Below are 20,234 nucleotides of genomic sequence, written 5' to 3' on the forward strand. Positions count from 1 at the left end.
GAGTCAACCATTATTCAAGTTCTGAGGAAGGAATAATTCGGTAAAAGGTTTCACCCTCTTTAATCATTCCTAGTTCGTTACGCGCCTGCTCTTCCACGGCATCTAAGCCGCTACGCAAATCGGCGATTTCTGCAACCAACACTGCATTGCGTTGACCAAGGTCTTGGTTAGCAACTGCATGTTTTGCCACTTCATCACGCAAAGCAAAATAGTCATTTAATGAGTTTTTGCCAAACCATAATTGGTACTGTAAAAGCAAAACAATCAGTATCAGTAAAATTTTAAACGAACGCATGGTTCCTCCCTGACAGAGATAATCCCATAAAGCCGATTGTTACTCCATAAGCGTTGTATGATTTATCTAAATCCAAGGCAAAAAAAATCCCCGCCAAAGCGAGGATTTTATAAAGCTATAGGCTTAACTCAAAAAGAATTACTGACCTTTAACTTCTTTAAGACCGTTGTAAGGTGCTTTTGAACCTAAAGCTTCTTCGATACGTAGCAATTGGTTGTACTTAGCAACACGATCAGAACGGCTCAATGAACCTGTTTTGATTTGGCCAGCAGCAGTACCAACAGCTAGGTCAGCGATAGTTGCGTCTTCAGTCTCGCCTGAACGGTGAGAGATAACAACAGTGAAGCCAGCGTCTTTCGCCATTTTAATTGCAGCCAAAGTTTCAGTTAAAGAACCGATTTGGTTGAATTTAATTAGGATAGAGTTAGCAATGCCGTTGTCGATACCGCGCTTAAGGATCTTAGTGTTAGTTACGAACAAATCGTCACCAACTAATTGGATTTTATCACCCATTAGTTTGGTTTGGTGTGCGAAACCATCCCAGTCAGACTCATCAAGACCGTCTTCGATAGAAACGATTGGGTACTGTTCAGTAAGTTCTTGTAGGAATACGTTGAACTCTTCTGAAGTGAATTTTTTACCTTCGCCTTTAAGGTCGTAGATATTTGCTTCTTTGTCGTAAAACTCAGATGCAGCACAATCCATCGCTAAAGTGATGTCTTTACCTAGCTCATAGCCAGCGTTTGCAACAGCAACTTTAATTGCAGCAAGAGCCGCTTCGTTAGACTCTAGGTTTGGAGCGAAACCACCTTCATCACCAACAGCAGTTGAGTGACCACCAGCTTTAAGAACTTTAGCTAGGCTATGGAAAACTTCAGCGCCCATACGTAGGCCTTCACGGAAGTTAGCAGCGCCAACAGGTTGAATCATAAATTCTTGGATGTCTACAGAGTTATCTGCGTGCTCACCACCGTTGATGATGTTCATCATTGGAAGAGGCATTGAGTAAACACCAGAAGTACCGTTTAGGTCAGCAATGTGAGCGTATAGTGGTACTTTCTTAGAAATAGCAGCAGCTTTAGCAGCAGCTAGAGATACAGCTAGAATAGCGTTTGCGCCAAACTTAGCTTTGTTTTCTGTGCCATCTAGGTCGATCATGATTTGGTCAAGAGCAGCTTGAGCCAACGCATCTTTACCGGCTAGCGCTTCAGCGATTGGGCCGTTTACAGCTTCAACTGCTTTTAATACGCCTTTACCTAAGTAACGAGCTTTATCGCCGTCACGTAATTCTAGGGCTTCACGAGAACCCGTTGATGCACCTGAAGGAGCAGCAGCCATACCGATAGAACCATCAGCAAGATGAACTTCAGCTTCTACAGTTGGGTTACCGCGTGAATCCATGATTTCGCGACCAAGTACTTTTACGATATTAGACATTACTAATTTCCTCTATATAAATGAACTTCTAACTTTCTAAAAAACGTTACCCGCTAATTGATTCTAGCGAGCTTTATTAAATTCACCAGCAGCCTTCACAAACCCTTCAAACAATGGGTGTCCATCACGAGGGGTTGAGGTGAACTCAGGGTGGAACTGAGCGGCAACAAACCAAGGGTGAGCTGGGTTTTCTATTATTTCTACCAACTTTTTATCTGACGAAAGACCCGTTACTTGCAAGCCCTTAGCAGTAATCTTAGGCAATATCGTGTTGTTCACTTCGTAGCGGTGACGGTGGCGTTCGTAAATCTCTACACTACCGTACAAGTCAGCTACTTTAGAGCCTTTAGTTAGGTGACATAGCTGTGAACCAAGACGCATAGTCCCGCCTAAGTCTGAATCTACATCACGTGTTTCTACTTTTCCGTCTTCATCAATCCATTCGGTGATTAAACCTACTACCGGATATTTAGACTTAGCGTCAAACTCACTAGAGTGTGCGCCTTTCAAGCCAGCTACGTTACGGGCGTATTCAATCAACGCCACTTGCATGCCTAAACAAATACCTAAATAAGGCACTTTGTTTTCACGGGCATATTGGGCAGCCAAAATTTTACCTTCAACGCCACGCTCGCCAAAACCACCTGGAACCAAAATAGCATCAAGATGTTGCAGAACATCGGTGCCTTTTACTTCGAGATCTTGAGAGTCTACGTATTGAATTTTAATGCTTAAGCGATTTTTAAGGCCGGCATGTTTAAGTGCTTCATTAACTGACTTATAAGCGTCAGGAAGCTCAACATATTTACCCACCATACCAATTACAACTTCATTGGTTGGATTGGCTTCTTCATAAATCACTTGTTCCCATTCGCTTAGATCAGCTTCTGGGCATTCAACGCCAAAACGTTCAATTACTAAGGCGTCTAGGCCTTGTGATTTAAGTAACGCAGGAATTTTGTAAATACTGTCTACGTCTTTCAGTGAGATAACGGCGCGGTCTGGCACGTTAGTAAATAACGCAATTTTAGCGCGTTCATTAGCCGGAATAGCGCGGTCGCTACGACAAATAAGAATGTCTGGCTGAATACCAATAGAACGCAACTCTTTCACTGAGTGCTGAGTTGGTTTAGTTTTCACTTCGCCTGCAGCACCAAGATACGGCACTAAAGTTAGGTGCATGTACATGGCGCGCTCGCGGCCAATTTCAGTACCTAACTGACGAATTGCTTCTAGGAAAGGTTGTGACTCAATGTCACCCACCGTGCCACCAATTTCTACAATGGCAACATCTACGCCTTCGCCACCCGCTACAATGCGCTCTTTAATGGCATTGGTGATGTGAGGAATAACCTGAATAGTCGCGCCTAAGTAATCGCCACGACGCTCTTTACGTAGTACATCTTCATAAACCCGACCCGTTGTGAAGTTGTTACGCTTAGTCATTTTGTTACGAATGAAACGCTCGTAGTGACCTAAATCTAGGTCAGTTTCAGCGCCGTCTTCGGTCACAAATACTTCGCCGTGTTGGATCGGACTCATCGTGCCGGGGTCAACGTTGATGTACGGGTCAAGCTTCATAATGGTCACTTTAAGACCACGAGCTTCGAGGATAGCAGCCAATGATGCAGCGGCAATACCTTTACCCAAGGAGGATACTACGCCTCCAGTGACGAAAATGTACTTTGTTGTCATGTCTAACCTGAGAAGTTGGATGTGTTAAGGGCGTATCTGCGATACTTGGACGGGGGCATAGTATAGCAAAGCCTCTTTAACACCACAATCAATGTCACTGTATCAAGACTAAGATTTAGTGGTTTTGTTGTAAATCAATTTTTGTAATTTTCTTTCACTTTATCCCAAAGCGCATCCATATCTTCAAGGCTCATCTGCTTAATATTTTTGCCACTTTCAGCAGCTAGAGCCTCTACTCCTCTGAATCGATTAGAAAATTTCTGGTTGGCTTGGCGCAATAAGTCTTCCGCATCAAAATCACAGGCGCGAGCTAAATTTACGCAAGAAAACAACAAATCACCGATTTCCTCGGCTACATCTTGGGATTGTTTAGAGGCGATAGCCTCTTGAACTTCTTCAAGTTCTTCTTTCACTTTATCAATGACTGGCTCAACGCTTGGCCAATCAAATCCTACATTAGCACAACGCTTTTGTAGCTTTTGCGCACGGCTTAATGCAGGTAATGCCATTGGCACATCGTCTAGCACACTCGTCTTGCTAGCCGATTTACCCGCACGCTCTTTGGCTTTTTCAGCTTCCCAATTGGCTTTTATGGCTGCTTCATCGGCAAAGTCTTGCTCAGTAAACACATGGGGGTGGCGGCGGATCAGCTTCTCACATATACCATCAACCACGTCAGCAAAGTTAAAGTCTCCTTGCTCTTGGCCAAACTGGGCATAAAAAACCACTTGAAAAAGCACATCACCCAGTTCCAATTTAACGTCTGAAAAATCTTTGCTTTCTATCGCCTGATTAATCGCATCAACTAGCTCATAGGTTTCTTCTACTGTGTGCGGCACGATGCTTTGCCAATGCTGTTGTTGGTCCCATGGGCAACCAACTTCGGGATCTCGCAACTTAGCCATAATGCCAAGCAGCGTATCCATAGTGTAAGGGCGCTGATTCATTTGTTATTGCTTCCAACAGGCTTAACGTAAACGACGAGCTTCAATAATATGGTTAAGCTGGTTTATCTTAGATAGCACTCGAGACAGAGATTCGAGATTATAAATCTCTACTTCCATATCAATAGTGGCAGTTTGGCTTTTCACGTCGGAATGACTTTGCATGCCCATTACGTTCACCTTGTCATTAGCTAACACCGTGGTGATATCTCGTAATAACCCCCCTCTATCATTAGCAACAATACGAATGGTGAGATTATATCCACCCGAATCTTTTCCACCCCATACCGCGTCAATTACCCGCTCCGGAGTGCGACTAACCAGTTCAGCTAATTGCTCACAATCGGCCCCGTGAATTGAGATACCACGACCTTGAGTGATAAACCCTTTAATGAGATCGCCAGGGATGGGCTGACAACAGCGCGCGATATGGGTCATTAGGTTCCCGACACCGTCAACAACAATGGCATCTTTAGCACGTTTCTTTTTTTGCCCGTGATGTTCGGCTTTCTTGGTAATAGTCTCAAGCGCTTGGCGGTCAAGTTCTTCTGCTGTTGGTTTATGAAGAGTCGCCTGCAGATGATGAATTAGTTGGTTTAAACGCACGTCGCCTGCGCCAATAGCCGCCAGCAGGTCATCTAAGGTTTTAACATTAAAGCGCTCAACACAGCTTTCTACGTCACTCATCTTAAAGCCATGCTTGTTAAGTTCAGCTTCTAATAACTCTTTACCAACAACTTGGTTTTTATCTTTATCTTGTTTCTTAAACCAAGTGGCAATTTTATTTCGAGCCCGCGACGACTTCACATACCCTAGATTAGGGTTTAGCCAATCACGGCTTGGGCTAGATTCTTTTTGAGTGATAATTTCAACTTGCTCGCCAGTGCGTAACTGGTAGGTAAACGGCACAATGCGCCCACCTATTTTAGCGCCAATACATCGGTGACCCACTTGGCTATGCACGTAATAAGCGAAATCTAATGGCGTAGAGCCCGATGGTAAGTCAATCACCTCACCACTAGGTGTAAATACATACACGCGGTCATCAAATACTTGAGAGCGAAGCTCTTCTAACATTGAACCATTTTCAGCAATATCGTCTTGCCAAGCCAACAACTTACGTAGCCAGGCGATTTTATCTTCAAAATCACCACGCCCAGCAGAGCCAGCACCACCCTCTTTATATTTCCAGTGGGCGGCCACGCCCAGCTCGGAATCCTCGTGCATTTGCTTAGTACGAATTTGCACTTCAATAGACTTGCCTTCAGGGCCAATCACTACAGTATGGATCGACTGATAACCGTTAGGCTTAGGATTAGCAACATAGTCGTCAAATTCGCTTGGAATATGGTGCCATGAGGTATGTACAATACCTAAAATGGCATAACAATCTTGCAGCTTTTCAGCGACGATTCGAATTGCGCGAACATCAAACAGCTTATCGAAGGATAGATCCTTCTTCTGCATCTTCCGCCAAATGCTGTAAATGTGTTTTGGTCGCCCATAAACCTGGGCATCAATATTTGCGCCTTCAATTTCTTGTTGTAGCTTGGAAACAAAATCATCGATGTAATGGGTTCTGTCTAAACGTTTTTCATCGAGCTGTTTGGCAATTTGTTTATAGGTAATAGGGTGCAAATAGCGAAAAGTGAAATCTTCTAATTCCCACTTAAGCTGACCAATACCTAAACGGTTAGCCAATGGCGCATAAATGTCTTGGCTCTCTTTAGCTGCCAGTACTCGCACATCTTCTTCTTCGTTTTTCACTTCACGTAAAAAACAGATACGTTCGGCCAACTTAATTACAATGGCACGTACATCACCGACCATCGCTAATAACATGCGACGAACATTATCAATTTGGATTGAAGATAAACTCTTGTTTTGCCCGGTGCGCAGTACTTTCATCGCATCCATTTGCGCCGCGTCGTATTGAAGCTTTATCACCTCATCGGGAAACTGTGGGCTTAGTTTATCTTTAGAAAGCAAGCCTGCATCCACAAAAGGAAACAGCAACGCCGCTTTTAAGGTTGGCAGATCCATGTTCAAAGTAACAAGGATCTCCACCATCTCTTTACCTTTACTCAAACAACTGTGGATTTGCTGTTTATCTGCATCTAAGGCGCGAAAATAATTACAGGCAACAAATAAGCGCTGTTGGTCTTCAACCGCTATATCTAAGCTTTCAACCCATTGATTTTCATCAAACAAGAGCTCTTGATTAAGGTGTGTTTCTCGAACCGAGACCATACAGCTACGTTTCCTTTGTTTTATTTATTCTCTATTAACAAACTAGCCAATACCTAGCGTTCGAACAAGGCCATTGTTTCAACGTGTTCAGTGTGGGCGAACATGTCTACCAGCGCTAATTTAACTAACCGATACCCAGCCTGTTTAAGCACTGCTGCGTCTCTAGCTAGTGTTGCAGGGTTACAGGACACATATACTACGGTGCTTGGGCTAAGCTTGGCAACCTGAGTAATAGCAAGTTTTGCTCCTGCACGAGCAGGATCTAATAAGACTTTAGTGACTGCTGAATTTTCCCATACTGTTGCGGTTTCAGCCTGTTCTAAATCACCACTAAAGGCTTGAACATTACTAATATCATTGCGTGTTGCATTAAACATCACACGTTCGCTCATGGCCGCTACGCCCTCTACCGCAATCACTTGCTGAGCTTGCTGGGCAATCGCCAAACTAAAGTTGCCAATACCAGAATACAAATCCAATACCACATCGCTTTTGTTAAGCTGCAACCAATCTATAGCAGTAGACACAATCTGTTGATTCATTGCTTCATTCACTTGAATAAAGTCACCGGGCGTAAACGCCAAGTTTAGCTGTTGCTCGTTTAACGTGTAATAGGCATCAGAGCCTACTAGCCATCGCTGTTCCTCAGTGTGCAGCTGCAAGCCAATATTATATTGCTCGGCAAACTGCTTTAATTGCAGCTCTAATTTTTCACTAGGCACTTTGGTTAAGCGAATTTTGCAAACGGTTTGAGGTTGGCAATCTATTAACTCAATATGCCCCAAGCCAACCGTTTTAGGCCAAGCCTTAACTAAGAGCTGTAAAGCAGGAATTAGTTCCGAAAGTTGTGGCTTAAGCACCTTACATGCTGAAATAGCCACCAATTGCTTGCTGGCTTTTTGCCTAAAACCCAATTGCCAACCCTTGCTTTTGTCAAACCAAGAGCTTATTCGAGCAACCCGGCGATATTGCCATTCATCACCATAAATCATTTCAATCTTCGGTAAATCGGTAAAACCGGATAAACGTGAAATCAATGCAGCCACCGCGTGCTGTTTGTATTCACGCTGCTCGGCTGCGCCTAAATGTTGTGCACTACAGCCGCCGCAACGTTGATAAAACTCGCATTTAGGTTCTATACGCTGAGGTGAAGAACTCAAGCGTTTTAACAACTTAGCAGGACCAGACTTACTCGCCGGCAAAATATCTATGCGCTCCCCTGGCAGCACATCGTCGACAAAAAATGTTTGGCCATTGGCTTTAACTACGCCCTTTAAGTGGTGATCGAGCTGCAAAACCTCTACACCTCTAAGAGCTTTAACATTGTTCGATTTGGGTTTAGCTTTAAAAAATTGCGCCATAGAAGAGACTTATTAAACCTGTGAATACAAAAAGGGGTGGGCTTATGTCATCATAAGCGATTGGAACCATGTCATTTTCCCATAAGAAACGTTTATGACCAAGTATGGCTTACGTGCCCGCGTATATATTCTCACCATTATACCCACTCTGTTCGTGGGGATCTTGTTAGCGAGTTACTTTACTTTTAACCGTAATCAGCAACTTGACAACTTTGTGATTGAGCAAGGGGTTAACGTTATTGAACCGCTGGCTATTGCCAGTGAAGTAGGTTTAAGCCGTTACAACCGAGAAAAAGTTAAATCACTGATCAGTGTAACTCACCGTAAAATGTCTCCGCTTATCAAGAGCATTGCGGTTTACGATAAACACAATCAGCTATTTGTCACCAGTAACTACCACCGCAATATTCGTTTGTTGCAAAGCGATCCAGAATTACCACTCCCGCAATCGACTCAAGTAGAAATTTACCCCAATCGCATTATTTTACGCGCCCCCATTTGGGCTGAAGCCGAGGGTAGCTTCGCAGCATTTAGCAATGGTAAGCCCGAATTATTGGGCTATATCTCAATGCAGTACAACAAAGACAGGGCGTTGTTACTGCAGTTTAGAGATACCACCGTTGCCCTATTTATTGTTTTATTTGGTGTACTAATTAGTGTGTTGTTTGCTTTCCAATTAAGTAAACAAGTCACTCAGCCCATCACCAATATGGTAAGTATTGTAGATAGAATTCGCCAAGGACGCTTAGATGCGCGGGTAGATGGCAGTTACACAGGTGAGTTGGGTTTACTGAAACATGGTATTAATTCCATGGCGAAATCCTTGGCCGAGTACCACGAAGAAATGCATCAGAGCATTGACCAAGCCACCAGTGATCTGCGAGAAACCTTAGAGCAGATTGAAATTCAAAACATTGAGTTGGATATTGCCAAAAAAGAAGCCCAACAAGGGGCAAAAGCTAAGTCTGAATTCTTAGCCAATATGAGCCATGAGCTTAGAACGCCATTAAATGGCGTCATTGGTTTTGCTCGCCAACTACTAAAAACGCAACTGAGTAATAACCAAGCAGATTACCTGCTCACTATTGAAAAGTCGGCTAATAACCTATTAGCTATCATTAATGACATTCTAGATTTCTCGAAATTAGAAGCCGGTAAACTAAAGCTAGAACGTATCGACTTTAACTTTCGCGATACCGTAAACGATGTAGTCACCCTACTCGCTCCTAGCGCTCAAGATAAAAATCTAGAATTAAACCTTCTGATTGAACCGAATGTTCCCGAAGGCTTGCGAGGCGATCCTTTGCGCCTGCAACAAGTCTTTACCAACCTGTTGGGCAATGCCATTAAGTTTACTCACCAAGGACAAATAACTGTAAACGTTGGCTTAGTTAAACAGCAAGGTCAGCAAGTAATACTTGGTGCCTCGGTACAAGATACTGGTATTGGTATTTCTAAAGAGCAGCAGTCTCAGCTGTTCCAAGCTTTCAAACAAGCAGACACCAGCATAAACCGCGAATATGGCGGTACTGGATTAGGGTTAGTGATTACCCAGAAGCTAGTGCAACAAATGGGTGGCGACATAAAACTAAGCTCTGAGCCTGAACATGGCGCTATTTTTGGTTTTGAGCTCCATATGGAGCTTGCCGAAATGGTATTGGGTGCACCGCTTCCACTTACCGCCTTAAGTAAGACCTCGGTGTTATTGTTTGAACCACACGAGATTAGCCAAGCGGTAGTGTCTGGCTTGGCAGAGCAGTGGCAGCTACCACTGCAAACCGTTAACACAGAGCAACAGTGGCGCAATGCCCTTGTCGATTTTCAGGGCACCTTGGTCATCGGCCATAGCGATTGGAAAGATTTAGCGCCTCTTCAACAAAAAATAACCCAAGCACTTAAAGTGTCTTACGAAGTGATTGCGCTGATTAACTCAAGCGATCCCGATATTCACCAAATGATTTTGCAAGCAGGTGCGAAACACTGCATTAGCAAGCCCATTAATCATCGTAAATTCGCACACGCCTTGGTAGATGACCGCATCGACGACTCTCCTGTTGTTACGCCAATCGCCAAAGTATCGCGCTCAAAACTGGTCCTGCGAGTACTCGCAGTTGATGACAACGCCGCCAACCTCAAGCTAATTTCAGCCATGTTGGAAGAGTTGGTGACCGAAGTGGATACCTGTACGAATGGCTTAGAGGCAATAACTAAAGCCGAAGAAAACTCTTACAACCTGATTTTGATGGATATTCAAATGCCGATTTTAGACGGTATTAGCGCCACACAAAAAATCCGTGAAAATAGTAAAAACCAGCAAACACCAATTATTGCGGTAACGGCGCATGCCTTAGCCGGTGAAAAGGAACAGCTGCTCGGCCAAGGTGTAGACGATTACCTTGCCAAACCTATCGACGAGTCCTCTTTAGAGAAGCTTATTCATCGCTGGCAACCCAACGCCAAATTGCTTAGTCGTGAAAACTTGGTATCAACCTTAGAGCAACCGCAGATATTGGAGTTTGAAAACGCCAGCTTGTCTTGGCAATTGGCCATGCAACGTGCCAACAATAATCAGACTCTTGCGCTAGATATGTTTGTGATGCTTCAAGAAAGCTTTGCTGAAATAGAAAGTGGTATTGAGCAAGTTCTGGCTCAGCAGCTAAACGCCGATGAATTTGTATTGTTGATCCATCGCTTTAGAGGCGGCTGTGCTTACAGCGGCTGTAAACGTCTAGAGTCTTTAGCTGGCACTATTGAAGATAGCTTACGTCAGCATGGAGAGGTGGCTCGGGTTGAGCCTGAACTGCTTGAGCTAAGTGATGAGATTGAAAAAGTGAAACTCGCTGCTAAGCAAATCAATCAACAACTCAGCTAACTGCTTAATGGAATTCACTCCAAGAAAAAAGCCGCTTTGCAGCGGCTTTTGTTATTGTTCTTCTTCTACTTTAGCTTGGTCTTGTTGTTCTTTTAAGAAGCGCCCGGTGAGCACTTGCCCTCTATTGCGATTACAATACCAGTTGTAGAAGGGATAACTTACTAGGCCAAATAAAGCCGTCACTAAAGCATTACTGAACGGCGAAATAATCATCGGCAATATCGCCTGAATAATGTTCCCACCATTCATAATGGTATAAATTAACAAAGCCAAGCCAGCTATTACACCTACACCAAACCCCACTAAAGCCAACAGCTTCATTAGACCAAACAAGTCTAACTGAACGCGATATCGTTCAACCAAGATACTTCTCCTTTATTCGCGCTCTAGTACTACGGTAGCCACCGCGTAATCGCGCTCATCACTAATACTAATAAACTGACTGGTTACCCCTAGCTGCTCTGCTAACGCTAAAGCGGCTCCGCTAAAATGCAACTCAGGTTTACCCAATTGGTTGTTACTAATTTCAATTTGCTGAAAACCAACGCCTTTGGCAATGCCAGTTCCCAGAGCTTTAGCAGCAGCCTCTTTAGCTGCAAAGCGTTTAGCAAGAAAACGAGCCGCTGAAGAATGTTCAGCAAATCGTAGCTGTTCGCTTTCGGTTAAAACACGCTTTGCGAGGGCTTGCATTTGCTTACTATTAGCTATGCGCGCTACCTGTACAATATCGGTGCCCAAACCTACCACAGCCACGACTTATTGCTCGCTCTTGCGCGCTTGTACCATTAAGGCTTTCATTTCGCTTACGGCCTCAGTCATGCCAACCATTACCGCGCGAGCAATAATGGCATGGCCAATATTCAACTCAATAATTTCTGGTAATGCCGCAATAGGCAATACGTTGTGATAGTGCAAACCGTGGCCAGCATTCACTTTCAGGCCTTTATCAGCGGCATAGCTAGCTGCTGCTGCAATTTTCTTTAATTCTGATTGCTGGGCAGCTTCATCTTTTGCATCGGCATAATGGCCGGTATGCAGCTCAATAAACGGGGCGCCAGAGGCTAACGATGCATCAATTTGCTCATCATCTGCATCGATAAACAGCGACACTAATATACCCGCTTCAGATAACTTGCTCACCGCGGCGGTAATCTTCTCAAGATTCCCAACAACATCCAAGCCACCTTCTGTAGTTAGCTCTTCACGCTTTTCCGGCACTAGGCATACAAAATGAGGTTTATGCTGACAAGCAATCTCTACCATTTCATCAGTAACAGCCATCTCAAGGTTTAGGCGGGTCTGCACTGTTTGGCTCATTACCGCTACATCACGATCCACTATATGGCGACGGTCTTCTCTCAAGTGAATGGTAATGCCATCGGCACCGGCCATTTCAGCAATGCCAGCAGCCAAAACAGGATCTGGATAAGTGGTGCCACGCGCTTGGCGTAAAGTGGCGATATGGTCGACGTTAACGCCTAATAAAATGTCACTCACGTACTTTCCTTCTTCAACAATGCTGTTATCGAACAACTTTATTGGTAGTTTTAATTGGGGTAAATAACTTACGACTGGTTAGTTCTCTTCCACCGAGTAACTGCGCAATCGCGATCCGACAAAAACGTTTGGCACAAGCAAGGTGTGACGCTTGTAGCGGATCAAAACTGAGCAACATCAGCACTTCTTGGTAACTAAAAACAACATTACTTAAGCGAAGAGACGTTACAACAAATCCTTGGTCTAAACGATACTGATAGTTAACACCATCGGCAAGCTGTTCTGGCTCAGTTAAGGCAAAACCTAAATCAGCTATCAAGTTCAATTCAAATTCACGTAAACAGGCTTCCAAAGGTTGCTGCTTCGCCAATGCCATTAAACTATCTTGGTAAAGCTGATACAAGCCGGGATAAGCGGTGTTTTCGTCGAGCAAATAGTACAATAGTTCATTCAGGTAGAGGGCGCTGTATAAGTAGTTGCCAAACAAAGGCAAAGCTAAATTACTGGCCTCTACTTGTTTAAAATTGAGTAAGCTACCTTTGCCAGCAAGTTCAACCAGCAAAGGAACACCAGGCTGCAAAATGCCGCGCGATTTAGACCGTTTAGCCCGCGCGCCTCTTGCTACAGCACTTACTTTGCCAAATTCTAACGTGAATAGCTGAACCAACAAACTCGTTTCACGATAAGGCCGCGTATGAATAACAAACGCGGGGGTAAGTGCCTGTTCAGGCAAGCTTATTCGTCTCCGTAACCTAAGCTACGCAAAGCGCGCTCATCGTCAGCCCAACCAGATTTAACCTTCACCCACATTTCTAGGAACACTTTGTTATCAAACAAACGCTCCATATCTAAGCGGGCTTCTTTACCAATGGTTTTCAGTTTGTCGCCTTTGCTGCCAATAATCATGCGTTTTTGGCTAGGGCGTTCAACAAGAATCAGGGCATTGATTTGATACACGCCATTCTCTTGCATCTTAAACTGTTCAATTTCCACGGTGGTTGAATACGGTAATTCTTGACCGGTAAAACGCATTAGTTTTTCACGTACAATCTCTGCAGCCATAAAGCGCGAAGAACGGTCGGTTATATAATCTTCAGGGAAAAAATGCACATTCTCAGGCAGGGTTTGTTGCGCCCATTCTCGAATTTGCTCAATGTTTTTCCCCTGCTTGGCTGATATAGGCAGAATATGTGAGAAATCAAATTTTTCCTGCATCAACTTCATATGCGGGAATAACTCTTCTTTATCTTGTACGTTATCCACCTTGTTAATTGCCAATACTACTGGCACTTTTAAATGGCGTAATTTGCCCAGTACCAATTCATCATCGGCTGTCCACTTGGTGCCTTCAACCACAAACACCACCATTGAGACATCGCCCAAAGAGCTGGTCGCAGCGCGGTTCATTAAGCGGTTAATGGCACGCTGCTCTTCAATATGTAAACCGGGAGTATCTACAAAAATAGTTTGGTAGATATCATCGGTATCAATACCAAGAATACGGTGACGAGTGGTTTGTGGCTTCTTAGAAGTGATGCTTACCTTTTGGCCGAGAATAGAGTTAAGTAAAGTGGATTTACCTACATTTGGGCGACCAACAATGGCTACAAAGCCACAACGAGTATCATAATTCATACTAAACGCTCCAATACCAACTCAGCGGCAACTTGTTCAGCTTTACGGCGACTAGTGCTAGTGCCAACAACAGGTTCATCTAAGCCTTCTACAGCACAACTTACGGTGAACTGTTGATTATGTGCCTCACCTTTTATGTCTACTACTTGGTAGTCAGGTAAAGCTTGTTTACGTGATTGCAAAATCTCTTGTAAACGGGTTTTAGGATCTTTTTGACTTAAACCTGGTTCAATAGTGTTTAAGCGATCTTGGTACCAATTCAGTAGCATCGTTTTGGCGCTATCAGTACCACTATCTAAGTATACTGCACCAATAATTGCTTCAACCGCATCGGCTAAAATAGATTCACGACGAAAGCCGCCGCTTTTCAATTCACCGGGCCCCAATTTAATGTACTCACCCAACTCAAAATTACGGGCTAGCTCAGCTAAGGTTTTACCCTTTACTAAGGTAGAACGCATAGGGCTTAAGTCGCCTTCAGATACATTGGGAAAACGGTGGTAAAGCTCGTCAGCAATCACCCAACTCAATACCGCATCGCCTAAAAACTCAAGGCGTTCATTGTGTACGCCTCCGGCACTGCGATGCGTTAATGCTAAGTTAAGTAGGCTGTCATCTTTAAATTTGTACCCTATCGCACGCTGCAAGCGTTCTGGGTTTGAGCTAATCATCATCTACCTTTTACTTGATCGCACCAATGCGATTAAATCGAACACCGGTGGGTATCCATCCTGGTAATATTGAATCTTCGGCGCGCTCAAATTCAAAGCTAATCCATATAGCTACGGCTTTACCTACTAGGTTCTCATCAGAAACAAATCCCCAGTAACGGCTGTCTGTACTGTTATCGCGGTTATCACCAAAGGCCAAGTAATGACCTTCTGGAACAATCCACTCATCTTTAGCCGTACCAGGCTGCTGATAAAAGTATTGCACGCGATCTGGAGCTGCTGGATTAATCAATATTTCATGACTCACTTCGCCCAGTTGCTCATGATAATTCTCTAGTGACATAGGGCCTTGCTTAAAGCGACCAGACACTTCAAAGTCTAGTGGAACAGGTTTCAACTCAGGGCAAGGTGTAGATTCACACTTTGGCTGAATGAATAGCTGTTTGCCTCGATAAATCACGCGATCGCCGGGTAAACCTACAATGCGTTTGATGTAATCAATACGAGTATCTTGAGGATACTTAAATACCGCTACATCGCCACGCTCTGGGCTACCGGTTTCCAATAAGGTTGAACGAGTTACCGGATCTTTCAACCCGTAAGCAAACTTCTCTACCAAAATGAAATCACCCACTAATAAAGTCGGCATCATCGAGCCAGATGGAATTTGAAAAGGCTCGTAAATAAACGAGCGCAACACCATCACAATGGCAATAACCGGGAATACTGAACGCCCGTTTTCGATCCATCCTGGAGGCGCTGTGATCTTCTCTTCTGCATCACTAGGCAACTCACCGCCAGCGGCAGTTCGAGCATCTAGCAACTTAGCGGCACGTTGCTTTTCCCAATGAAACTTATCTAAAGCCCAGATAATTCCGGTAACAAATGTAGCTAATACCAGAATTAACGGAAGTATAGTGGCCATGTTAGTCCTTTCCAATATGTAGTACGGCTAAGAATGCTTCTTGAGGTACTTCCACGTTACCTACTTGCTTCATTCGTTTCTTACCCGCTTTTTGTTTCGCTAATAGTTTCTTCTTACGGCTAACGTCGCCGCCATAACATTTGGCGATAACGTTCTTACGCAACTGCTTAACAGTAGAGCGTGCAATAATATGCATGCCAATTGAGGCTTGAATAGCAATATCGAACATCTGACGCGGAATCAATTCTTTCATCTTATCTACGACCTGGCGACCGCGAGACTCAGAGTGATCTTTGTGAGTAATTAATGCTAGGGCATCCACTCTGTCACCATTGATCATGATGTCTACTCGCACCATATTCGCCGCTTGGAAATGTTTAAAATTGTAATCCAGCGAGGCATAGCCACGGCTAGTCGATTTCAGCTTATCGAAAAAGTCTAATACCACTTCAGCCATTGGAATTTCGTAGGTTAGCGCAACTTGCTTACCGTGATAAGCCATGTTGATTTGCATGCCGCGTTTTTCAACACATAAGGTAATCACATTGCCCAAGTACTCTTGTGGCACCAAAATGTTTACTTCAGCGATGGGTTCACGAATTTCAGCAATATTATTGGTTGGCGGCAATTTAGCTGGGCTATCAACAAACAGCTCTTCGCCACTGTTCATTTCAACCTGGTAAACCACAGTAGGTGCAGTGGTAATTAAATCAAGATCGTATTCGCGTTCTAAGCGCTCTTGAATAATCTCCATGTGCAACATGCCTAAGAAACCACAACGGAAACCAAAACCTAAAGCGGTAGAGTTTTCTGGCTCATAAAATAAAGAAGCATCATTCAGGCTTAGTTTGCCTAAGGCATCACGAAAGTTTTCGTAATCATCTGAACTGGTTGGGAACAAACCTGCATATACCTGAGGTTTAACTTTTTTAAAGCCCGGTAAAGCTTGCTCTGAACCATTCTTAAGCGTGGTAAGCGTATCGCCCACAGGTGCGCCAAGAATGTCTTTAATGCCTGCCACAATGTAGCCCACTTCGCCCGTTTTCAACACTCCAGTATTGGTTTGCTTAGGCGTAAAAATACCAACTTCATTCACTACGTGAGCTTGTCCGGTAGACATCACGACCATTCGTTCACCGGCTTTTAGCTCGCCATTAGTGACACGAACTAACGACACTACGCCTTGGTAGTTATCAAACCATGAGTCAATAATTAGTGCTTGTAGCGGCGCTTCATCGTCACCTACTGGTGGCGGTACGTCACGTACAATGGTTTCTAATACGTCTTCGATACCTAAACCCGTTTTAGCCGAACAAACTGTAGCGTCGGTGGCGTCAATCCCCACAATGTCTTCAATTTCTTCAGCTACGCGATCGGGATCAGCCTGTGGCAAGTCAATTTTGTTAAGCACAGGAATGACTTCTAATTCCATTTCCATCGCCGTATAACAGTTGGCTAAGGTCTGCGCTTCTACGCCTTGCGCTGCGTCAACTACCAGTAAAGCACCTTCACAAGCCGCCAAAGAACGTGATACTTCATAGGTGAAGTCAACATGCCCTGGGGTATCAATAAAGTTAAGTTGGTAAGTTTCACCGTTTTTGGCGGTGTAATCCAAGGTGACACTTTGTGCTTTAATGGTAATTCCGCGTTCACGCTCTAAATCCATAGAGTCTAAAACTTGCGCTTCCATCTCACGATTACTCAAGCCACCACAGTGTTGGATTAAGCGGTCGGATAGGGTCGATTTACCATGGTCGATATGAGCGATAATCGAAAAGTTACGAATATTCTTATTTATCAAGATATTACCTTTGTAAAATCATCAATGAGCAAACCAAAGCTCAACTTTCTTTAAAATGCAGCAATCGCGCATTGTATCGTTGACGCGGATACTACCACAATCCATCAAAATCCAAAAAAAATGCGTACTTATTTCAGTAAATGTTTTACCAGTAATAAAACTAAAAAAGCGCCCAATTTTGGACGCTTTAAAAAACTTAACTTTGCCGACTCAGCATTCGTGGCCGATAACGCGAATGATGAATAAAATACCTAGCCAACAAACGTACCGATAAAAAGCCAAGTAACAAACCGCTAAACGCGCTTAAAGCGATAAGCCAATCACCCGCCATAATCTGTTGGCTTAACCATTTTCCGATACCCGCACCTGCGATAAGCATAATCAAGGGCAGTAAATACACGAGCAAAGCACTTTGCAGCATATTTTTTGCCACCAAACCCAATTCAATCTGGTCACCTAATTCTACTGAATCAGTGAGTTTTACTTTAAGTTGGTGAGTTCGAGTTGGAAAAGCTTTAGCGATAGCGCTATTCCCGCAATGCTCAGCACTTCCACAACTACCACAGGCACTTTTACTGACACACTCTACGGTTGCATAGCCGTCATCGAGCTCCACGACTTTAGCGGTTTCAATGATCAGTGAGCCGTTATTGAGCTGGCTCATTAGCTTTCTCTAAATATGGGCCGATAACTACGGAGTCAGCAATTTTTGACGCGGTTTCTGGCGGAATTTCGCCCACAACCGTAATTTCAATGCCTTTTCTCACTACAGTGTGCAAACTTGTCGCACCTTGACGAACCAGTTGCTCACGTAAAGGATTCGTTTGGCCAATTGCGTTGGCGTAAACCGAGATATCAAATAAGCCGTCGCTGAGTTTGATGTAGTCAACAGATTCAGACAACACAGCCAAAGAATGTTGCTCTTTTTGTGCAATATTCATCCCTTTGGGCTGCCAACCTAAACGCCAATTAATCTTATGTTTTTCGTTGTTAACCGCTTCTTTACCAACAACCGTACTAGGTAAATCTAAGTTCGAGAGCTCTATCATCCATTCACTTGGTTGTTCAAACTCAGATAAGGTTACAGCCATTTGCTGCTCTACTAGCTCACCATTTTGGTCAACTATATCTAAACGCAAGGGTAGCTGCGAACCATAATCTATCCAAAAATATAAGCCGTATAAGTCTGAAGATTTAGGCACAATACGCATCACTTGAGCAGGACGCCCTGCCACACGGCTCTTACCTGCAATAACAAGATCATAATTGGCTTGTAAATGCGCTAAGTCCACTGCAGCCAAATTACCAAACATTCCCGGCAAGCGAGTAGTTGAAAGGCTGTAAGGAGTTTGCCCAGGTTCAAAAAATGCCACGGTTCCATCTCGATACACTGCTTCATTAGCGGGGCCATTGAGGTAGACTCGATGAGCTACTTCAACGTCATTCACTACACCATGAATCAGCCGCACAGGTTCTATGTGGCCTTGGCGTACGACAATGTATGAAATTTCATATTGTCGCTGTCGAAAAGCATGTTGATAATCTTGAAGCAAGCTAATAGCGGGGCTAGTTTGAGTAACAATGCTAGAACTAGCATCAGCGGTGGATGAGGTGTTGATAGTTTCTGCTGAAACAGAAAAGGATGCCAGCAACAACATTACTGACATCCCGATAGTCTTAAAGCGCATAGGCTATATTTTTACTCTACGATACGTTGCTGAAAACGGTGGTCCTGTAAATAGGCACTGATACGTTTACGTTGTTCGATAATTTCAGCTTCGCTTAATTCACGAGGCTGTGGGTTAGACTGCAAGCTAACTGGCGCTACTGCACCGCCCACTGGCACGGTATTAAAAACCGGAAGAGGCTGTTCGGCATCGCCCGCTTGGAAAGAATATTGTTGAACACCGATAATCGCCGCTACAGCTACCGAGGCAGCAATTGCATATTGGCCAGCGTATTTAAAGAAACGAACCACCTTAACAGAAGATTCTTTAGTCTCTGTAACCTGAGGTTTAGGCGCTACAATAGCAGGCTCTTGCTCTAGGGCTGAAGCAACTTTACTCGCAATATCTATATCGATTTGCTTTGGCGCGTCGCCTCGAAGTACATCACCAATCAAATGGTAATTACTCCACTGCTCTGTATGCTCTGTATGCTCTGGCTCATTGGCTAACAGATCTAACAGTGTTGCGTCGGTTAATTCGTTATCAACCAGTGCGGATAACTGTTCTTTATTTGCCATATTGGTCATTAATCCCCAAAGTTACCTACTTAAAAGCGGTTGTATTCGCTTTTCAATTGCATCCCTTGCTCGAAATATCCGTGATCTCACGGTTCCGACAGGACAATCCATTACATTTGCAATCTCTTCGTAGCTTAAGCCATCTATCTCTCGAAGAGTAATTGCTGTGCGCAAATCATCAGGTAGTCCTTCCATTGTAGCAAAAACTACCTCTTTTATTTCTTCGGATAACAACAAAGTTTCTGGAGTGTCAGCTTCTTTTAAAGCTTCAGCGCCATCGTAAAACTCTGCTTCCTCCGCATCCACATCATTTGCTGGGGGTCTACGCCCTTGAGCCACAATATGGTTTTTCGCAGTATTAACCGCAATTCGGTACAACCAAGTATAAAACGCACTTTCGCCTCGAAAGTTAGGTAAAGCACGGTAAGCTTTGATAAACGCATCTTGCGTTACATCGGCTACATCACCATGATTCACGATATAACGTGATATAAGGTTTGTTACCTTATGTTGGTATTTTTGTACCAACAAATTAAATGCCGCTTTATCGCCACGCTGTGTCCGTTCGACCAACGTTTGATCTGTCCACTGTTCTGACATCTGTAA

Annotated in this window: 19 protein-coding genes; 1 reads left to right on the plus strand and 18 read right to left on the minus strand. The window is 43.9% G+C overall.

Annotated features, from left to right (window positions below; genetic code table 11):
- Nucleotides 1-10: 10 nt before the first annotated feature.
- From ftsB to rlmD, 6 genes are all read right to left on the minus strand, one after another.
- Entirely contained in the window at nt 11-295 is a 285-nt protein-coding gene (ftsB, locus tag Q4549_RS05100) for a cell division protein FtsB (protein WP_137671610.1), read from the minus strand.
- Nucleotides 296-433: 138 nt separating this feature from the next.
- Complete coding sequence (gene eno, locus Q4549_RS05105; RefSeq protein ID WP_303549770.1) at nt 434-1,732, minus strand: phosphopyruvate hydratase; 1,299 nt, start codon at nt 1,730-1,732, stop codon at nt 434-436.
- 63 nt (nt 1,733-1,795) lie between these two features.
- A complete protein-coding gene (locus tag Q4549_RS05110; RefSeq protein WP_137671612.1) occupies nt 1,796-3,427 on the minus strand; it encodes a CTP synthase in 1,632 nt (543 codons plus the stop codon).
- 134 nt (nt 3,428-3,561) lie between these two features.
- The gene (mazG, locus tag Q4549_RS05115; protein ID WP_303549773.1) at nt 3,562-4,374 is read right to left on the minus strand and encodes a nucleoside triphosphate pyrophosphohydrolase; all 813 of its coding nucleotides are present in this window, start codon (nt 4,372-4,374) and stop codon (nt 3,562-3,564) included.
- Nucleotides 4,375-4,395: 21 nt separating this feature from the next.
- Nucleotides 4,396-6,621, minus strand: a complete 2,226-nt coding sequence (gene relA, locus Q4549_RS05120) for a GTP diphosphokinase (protein WP_303549776.1) — start codon at nt 6,619-6,621, stop codon at nt 4,396-4,398.
- Nucleotides 6,622-6,674: 53 nt separating this feature from the next.
- A complete protein-coding gene (gene rlmD / locus Q4549_RS05125; protein ID WP_303549779.1) occupies nt 6,675-7,982 on the minus strand; it encodes a 23S rRNA (uracil(1939)-C(5))-methyltransferase RlmD in 1,308 nt (435 codons plus the stop codon).
- A gap of 94 nt (nt 7,983-8,076) precedes the next feature.
- On the opposite strand from rlmD, the gene barA reads away from it, so the two are divergent.
- Nucleotides 8,077-10,854, plus strand: coding sequence for a two-component sensor histidine kinase BarA (barA, locus tag Q4549_RS05130; protein ID WP_303511236.1), 2,778 nt, complete (start codon nt 8,077-8,079; stop codon nt 10,852-10,854).
- A gap of 51 nt (nt 10,855-10,905) precedes the next feature.
- Here barA and Q4549_RS05135 read toward each other — a convergent pair whose 3' ends face one another.
- From Q4549_RS05135 to rpoE, 12 genes are all read right to left on the minus strand, one after another.
- A complete protein-coding gene (locus tag Q4549_RS05135; RefSeq protein ID WP_303549787.1) occupies nt 10,906-11,217 on the minus strand; it encodes a hypothetical protein in 312 nt (103 codons plus the stop codon).
- 12 nt (nt 11,218-11,229) lie between these two features.
- A complete protein-coding gene (gene acpS / locus Q4549_RS05140) occupies nt 11,230-11,607 on the minus strand; it encodes a holo-ACP synthase (RefSeq protein ID WP_137671618.1) in 378 nt (125 codons plus the stop codon).
- Between the two features lie 3 nt (nt 11,608-11,610).
- Nucleotides 11,611-12,351: a pyridoxine 5'-phosphate synthase gene (gene pdxJ / locus Q4549_RS05145; RefSeq protein WP_303549789.1), complete on the minus strand. Its 741-nt coding sequence runs from the start codon at nt 12,349-12,351 to the stop codon at nt 11,611-11,613.
- Nucleotides 12,352-12,376: 25 nt separating this feature from the next.
- Nucleotides 12,377-13,084 carry a DNA repair protein RecO gene (gene recO / locus Q4549_RS05150; RefSeq protein ID WP_303549792.1) on the minus strand — a complete coding sequence of 236 codons (708 nt, stop codon included), beginning with the start codon at nt 13,082-13,084 and terminating at the stop codon, nt 12,377-12,379.
- A 2-nt stretch (nt 13,085-13,086) separates the two neighbouring features.
- Entirely contained in the window at nt 13,087-13,986 is a 900-nt protein-coding gene (gene era / locus Q4549_RS05155) for a GTPase Era (protein ID WP_137671621.1), read from the minus strand.
- A complete protein-coding gene (rnc, locus tag Q4549_RS05160; RefSeq protein WP_303550573.1) occupies nt 13,983-14,657 on the minus strand; it encodes a ribonuclease III in 675 nt (224 codons plus the stop codon). The genes era and rnc overlap by 4 nt, the downstream gene beginning before the upstream one ends.
- Before the next feature lie 10 nt (nt 14,658-14,667).
- Nucleotides 14,668-15,582: a signal peptidase I gene (lepB, locus tag Q4549_RS05165; protein ID WP_303549795.1), complete on the minus strand. Its 915-nt coding sequence runs from the start codon at nt 15,580-15,582 to the stop codon at nt 14,668-14,670.
- Nucleotide 15,583: 1 nt separating this feature from the next.
- On the minus strand, nt 15,584-17,383 hold the full coding sequence (gene lepA / locus Q4549_RS05170; RefSeq protein ID WP_303549798.1) for a translation elongation factor 4: 1,800 nt from the start codon (nt 17,381-17,383) through the stop codon (nt 15,584-15,586).
- Between the two features lie 196 nt (nt 17,384-17,579).
- On the minus strand, nt 17,580-18,047 hold the full coding sequence (locus tag Q4549_RS05175) for a SoxR reducing system RseC family protein (RefSeq protein ID WP_303549800.1): 468 nt from the start codon (nt 18,045-18,047) through the stop codon (nt 17,580-17,582).
- The gene (locus Q4549_RS05180) at nt 18,031-19,050 is read right to left on the minus strand and encodes a MucB/RseB C-terminal domain-containing protein (RefSeq protein ID WP_303549803.1); all 1,020 of its coding nucleotides are present in this window, start codon (nt 19,048-19,050) and stop codon (nt 18,031-18,033) included. The genes Q4549_RS05175 and Q4549_RS05180 overlap by 17 nt, the downstream gene beginning before the upstream one ends.
- Before the next feature lie 32 nt (nt 19,051-19,082).
- Nucleotides 19,083-19,628, minus strand: a complete 546-nt coding sequence (locus Q4549_RS05185) for a sigma-E factor negative regulatory protein (RefSeq protein ID WP_303549806.1) — start codon at nt 19,626-19,628, stop codon at nt 19,083-19,085.
- 21 nt (nt 19,629-19,649) lie between these two features.
- Nucleotides 19,650-20,228, minus strand: a complete 579-nt coding sequence (rpoE, locus tag Q4549_RS05190) for an RNA polymerase sigma factor RpoE (RefSeq protein WP_137671626.1) — start codon at nt 20,226-20,228, stop codon at nt 19,650-19,652.
- Between the last annotated feature and the right edge of the window lie 6 nt (nt 20,229-20,234).

This window comes from Agarivorans sp. 2_MG-2023, from assembly GCF_030548085.1.
Lineage (GTDB): Bacteria > Pseudomonadota > Gammaproteobacteria > Enterobacterales > Celerinatantimonadaceae > Agarivorans.

Coding starts and splice junctions, on each gene's coding strand:
- ftsB (WP_137671610.1), bottom strand. CDS start 295: ATGCGTTCGTTTAAAATTTTACTGATACTGATTGTTTTGCTTTTACAG.
- eno (WP_303549770.1), bottom strand. CDS start 1,732: ATGTCTAATATCGTAAAAGTACTTGGTCGCGAAATCATGGATTCACGC.
- Q4549_RS05110 (WP_137671612.1), bottom strand. CDS start 3,427: ATGACAACAAAGTACATTTTCGTCACTGGAGGCGTAGTATCCTCCTTG.
- mazG (WP_303549773.1), bottom strand. CDS start 4,374: ATGAATCAGCGCCCTTACACTATGGATACGCTGCTTGGCATTATGGCT.
- relA (WP_303549776.1), bottom strand. CDS start 6,621: ATGGTCTCGGTTCGAGAAACACACCTTAATCAAGAGCTCTTGTTTGAT.
- rlmD (WP_303549779.1), bottom strand. CDS start 7,982: ATGGCGCAATTTTTTAAAGCTAAACCCAAATCGAACAATGTTAAAGCT.
- barA (WP_303511236.1), top strand. CDS start 8,077: ATGACCAAGTATGGCTTACGTGCCCGCGTATATATTCTCACCATTATA.
- era (WP_137671621.1), bottom strand. CDS start 13,986: ATGAATTATGATACTCGTTGTGGCTTTGTAGCCATTGTTGGTCGCCCA.
- rnc (WP_303550573.1), bottom strand. CDS start 14,657: ATGATTAGCTCAAACCCAGAACGCTTGCAGCGTGCGATAGGGTACAAA.
- lepB (WP_303549795.1), bottom strand. CDS start 15,582: ATGGCCACTATACTTCCGTTAATTCTGGTATTAGCTACATTTGTTACC.
- Q4549_RS05175 (WP_303549800.1), bottom strand. CDS start 18,047: ATGAGCCAGCTCAATAACGGCTCACTGATCATTGAAACCGCTAAAGTC.
- Q4549_RS05180 (WP_303549803.1), bottom strand. CDS start 19,050: ATGTCAGTAATGTTGTTGCTGGCATCCTTTTCTGTTTCAGCAGAAACT.
- Q4549_RS05185 (WP_303549806.1), bottom strand. CDS start 19,628: ATGGCAAATAAAGAACAGTTATCCGCACTGGTTGATAACGAATTAACC.
- rpoE (WP_137671626.1), bottom strand. CDS start 20,228: ATGTCAGAACAGTGGACAGATCAAACGTTGGTCGAACGGACACAGCGT.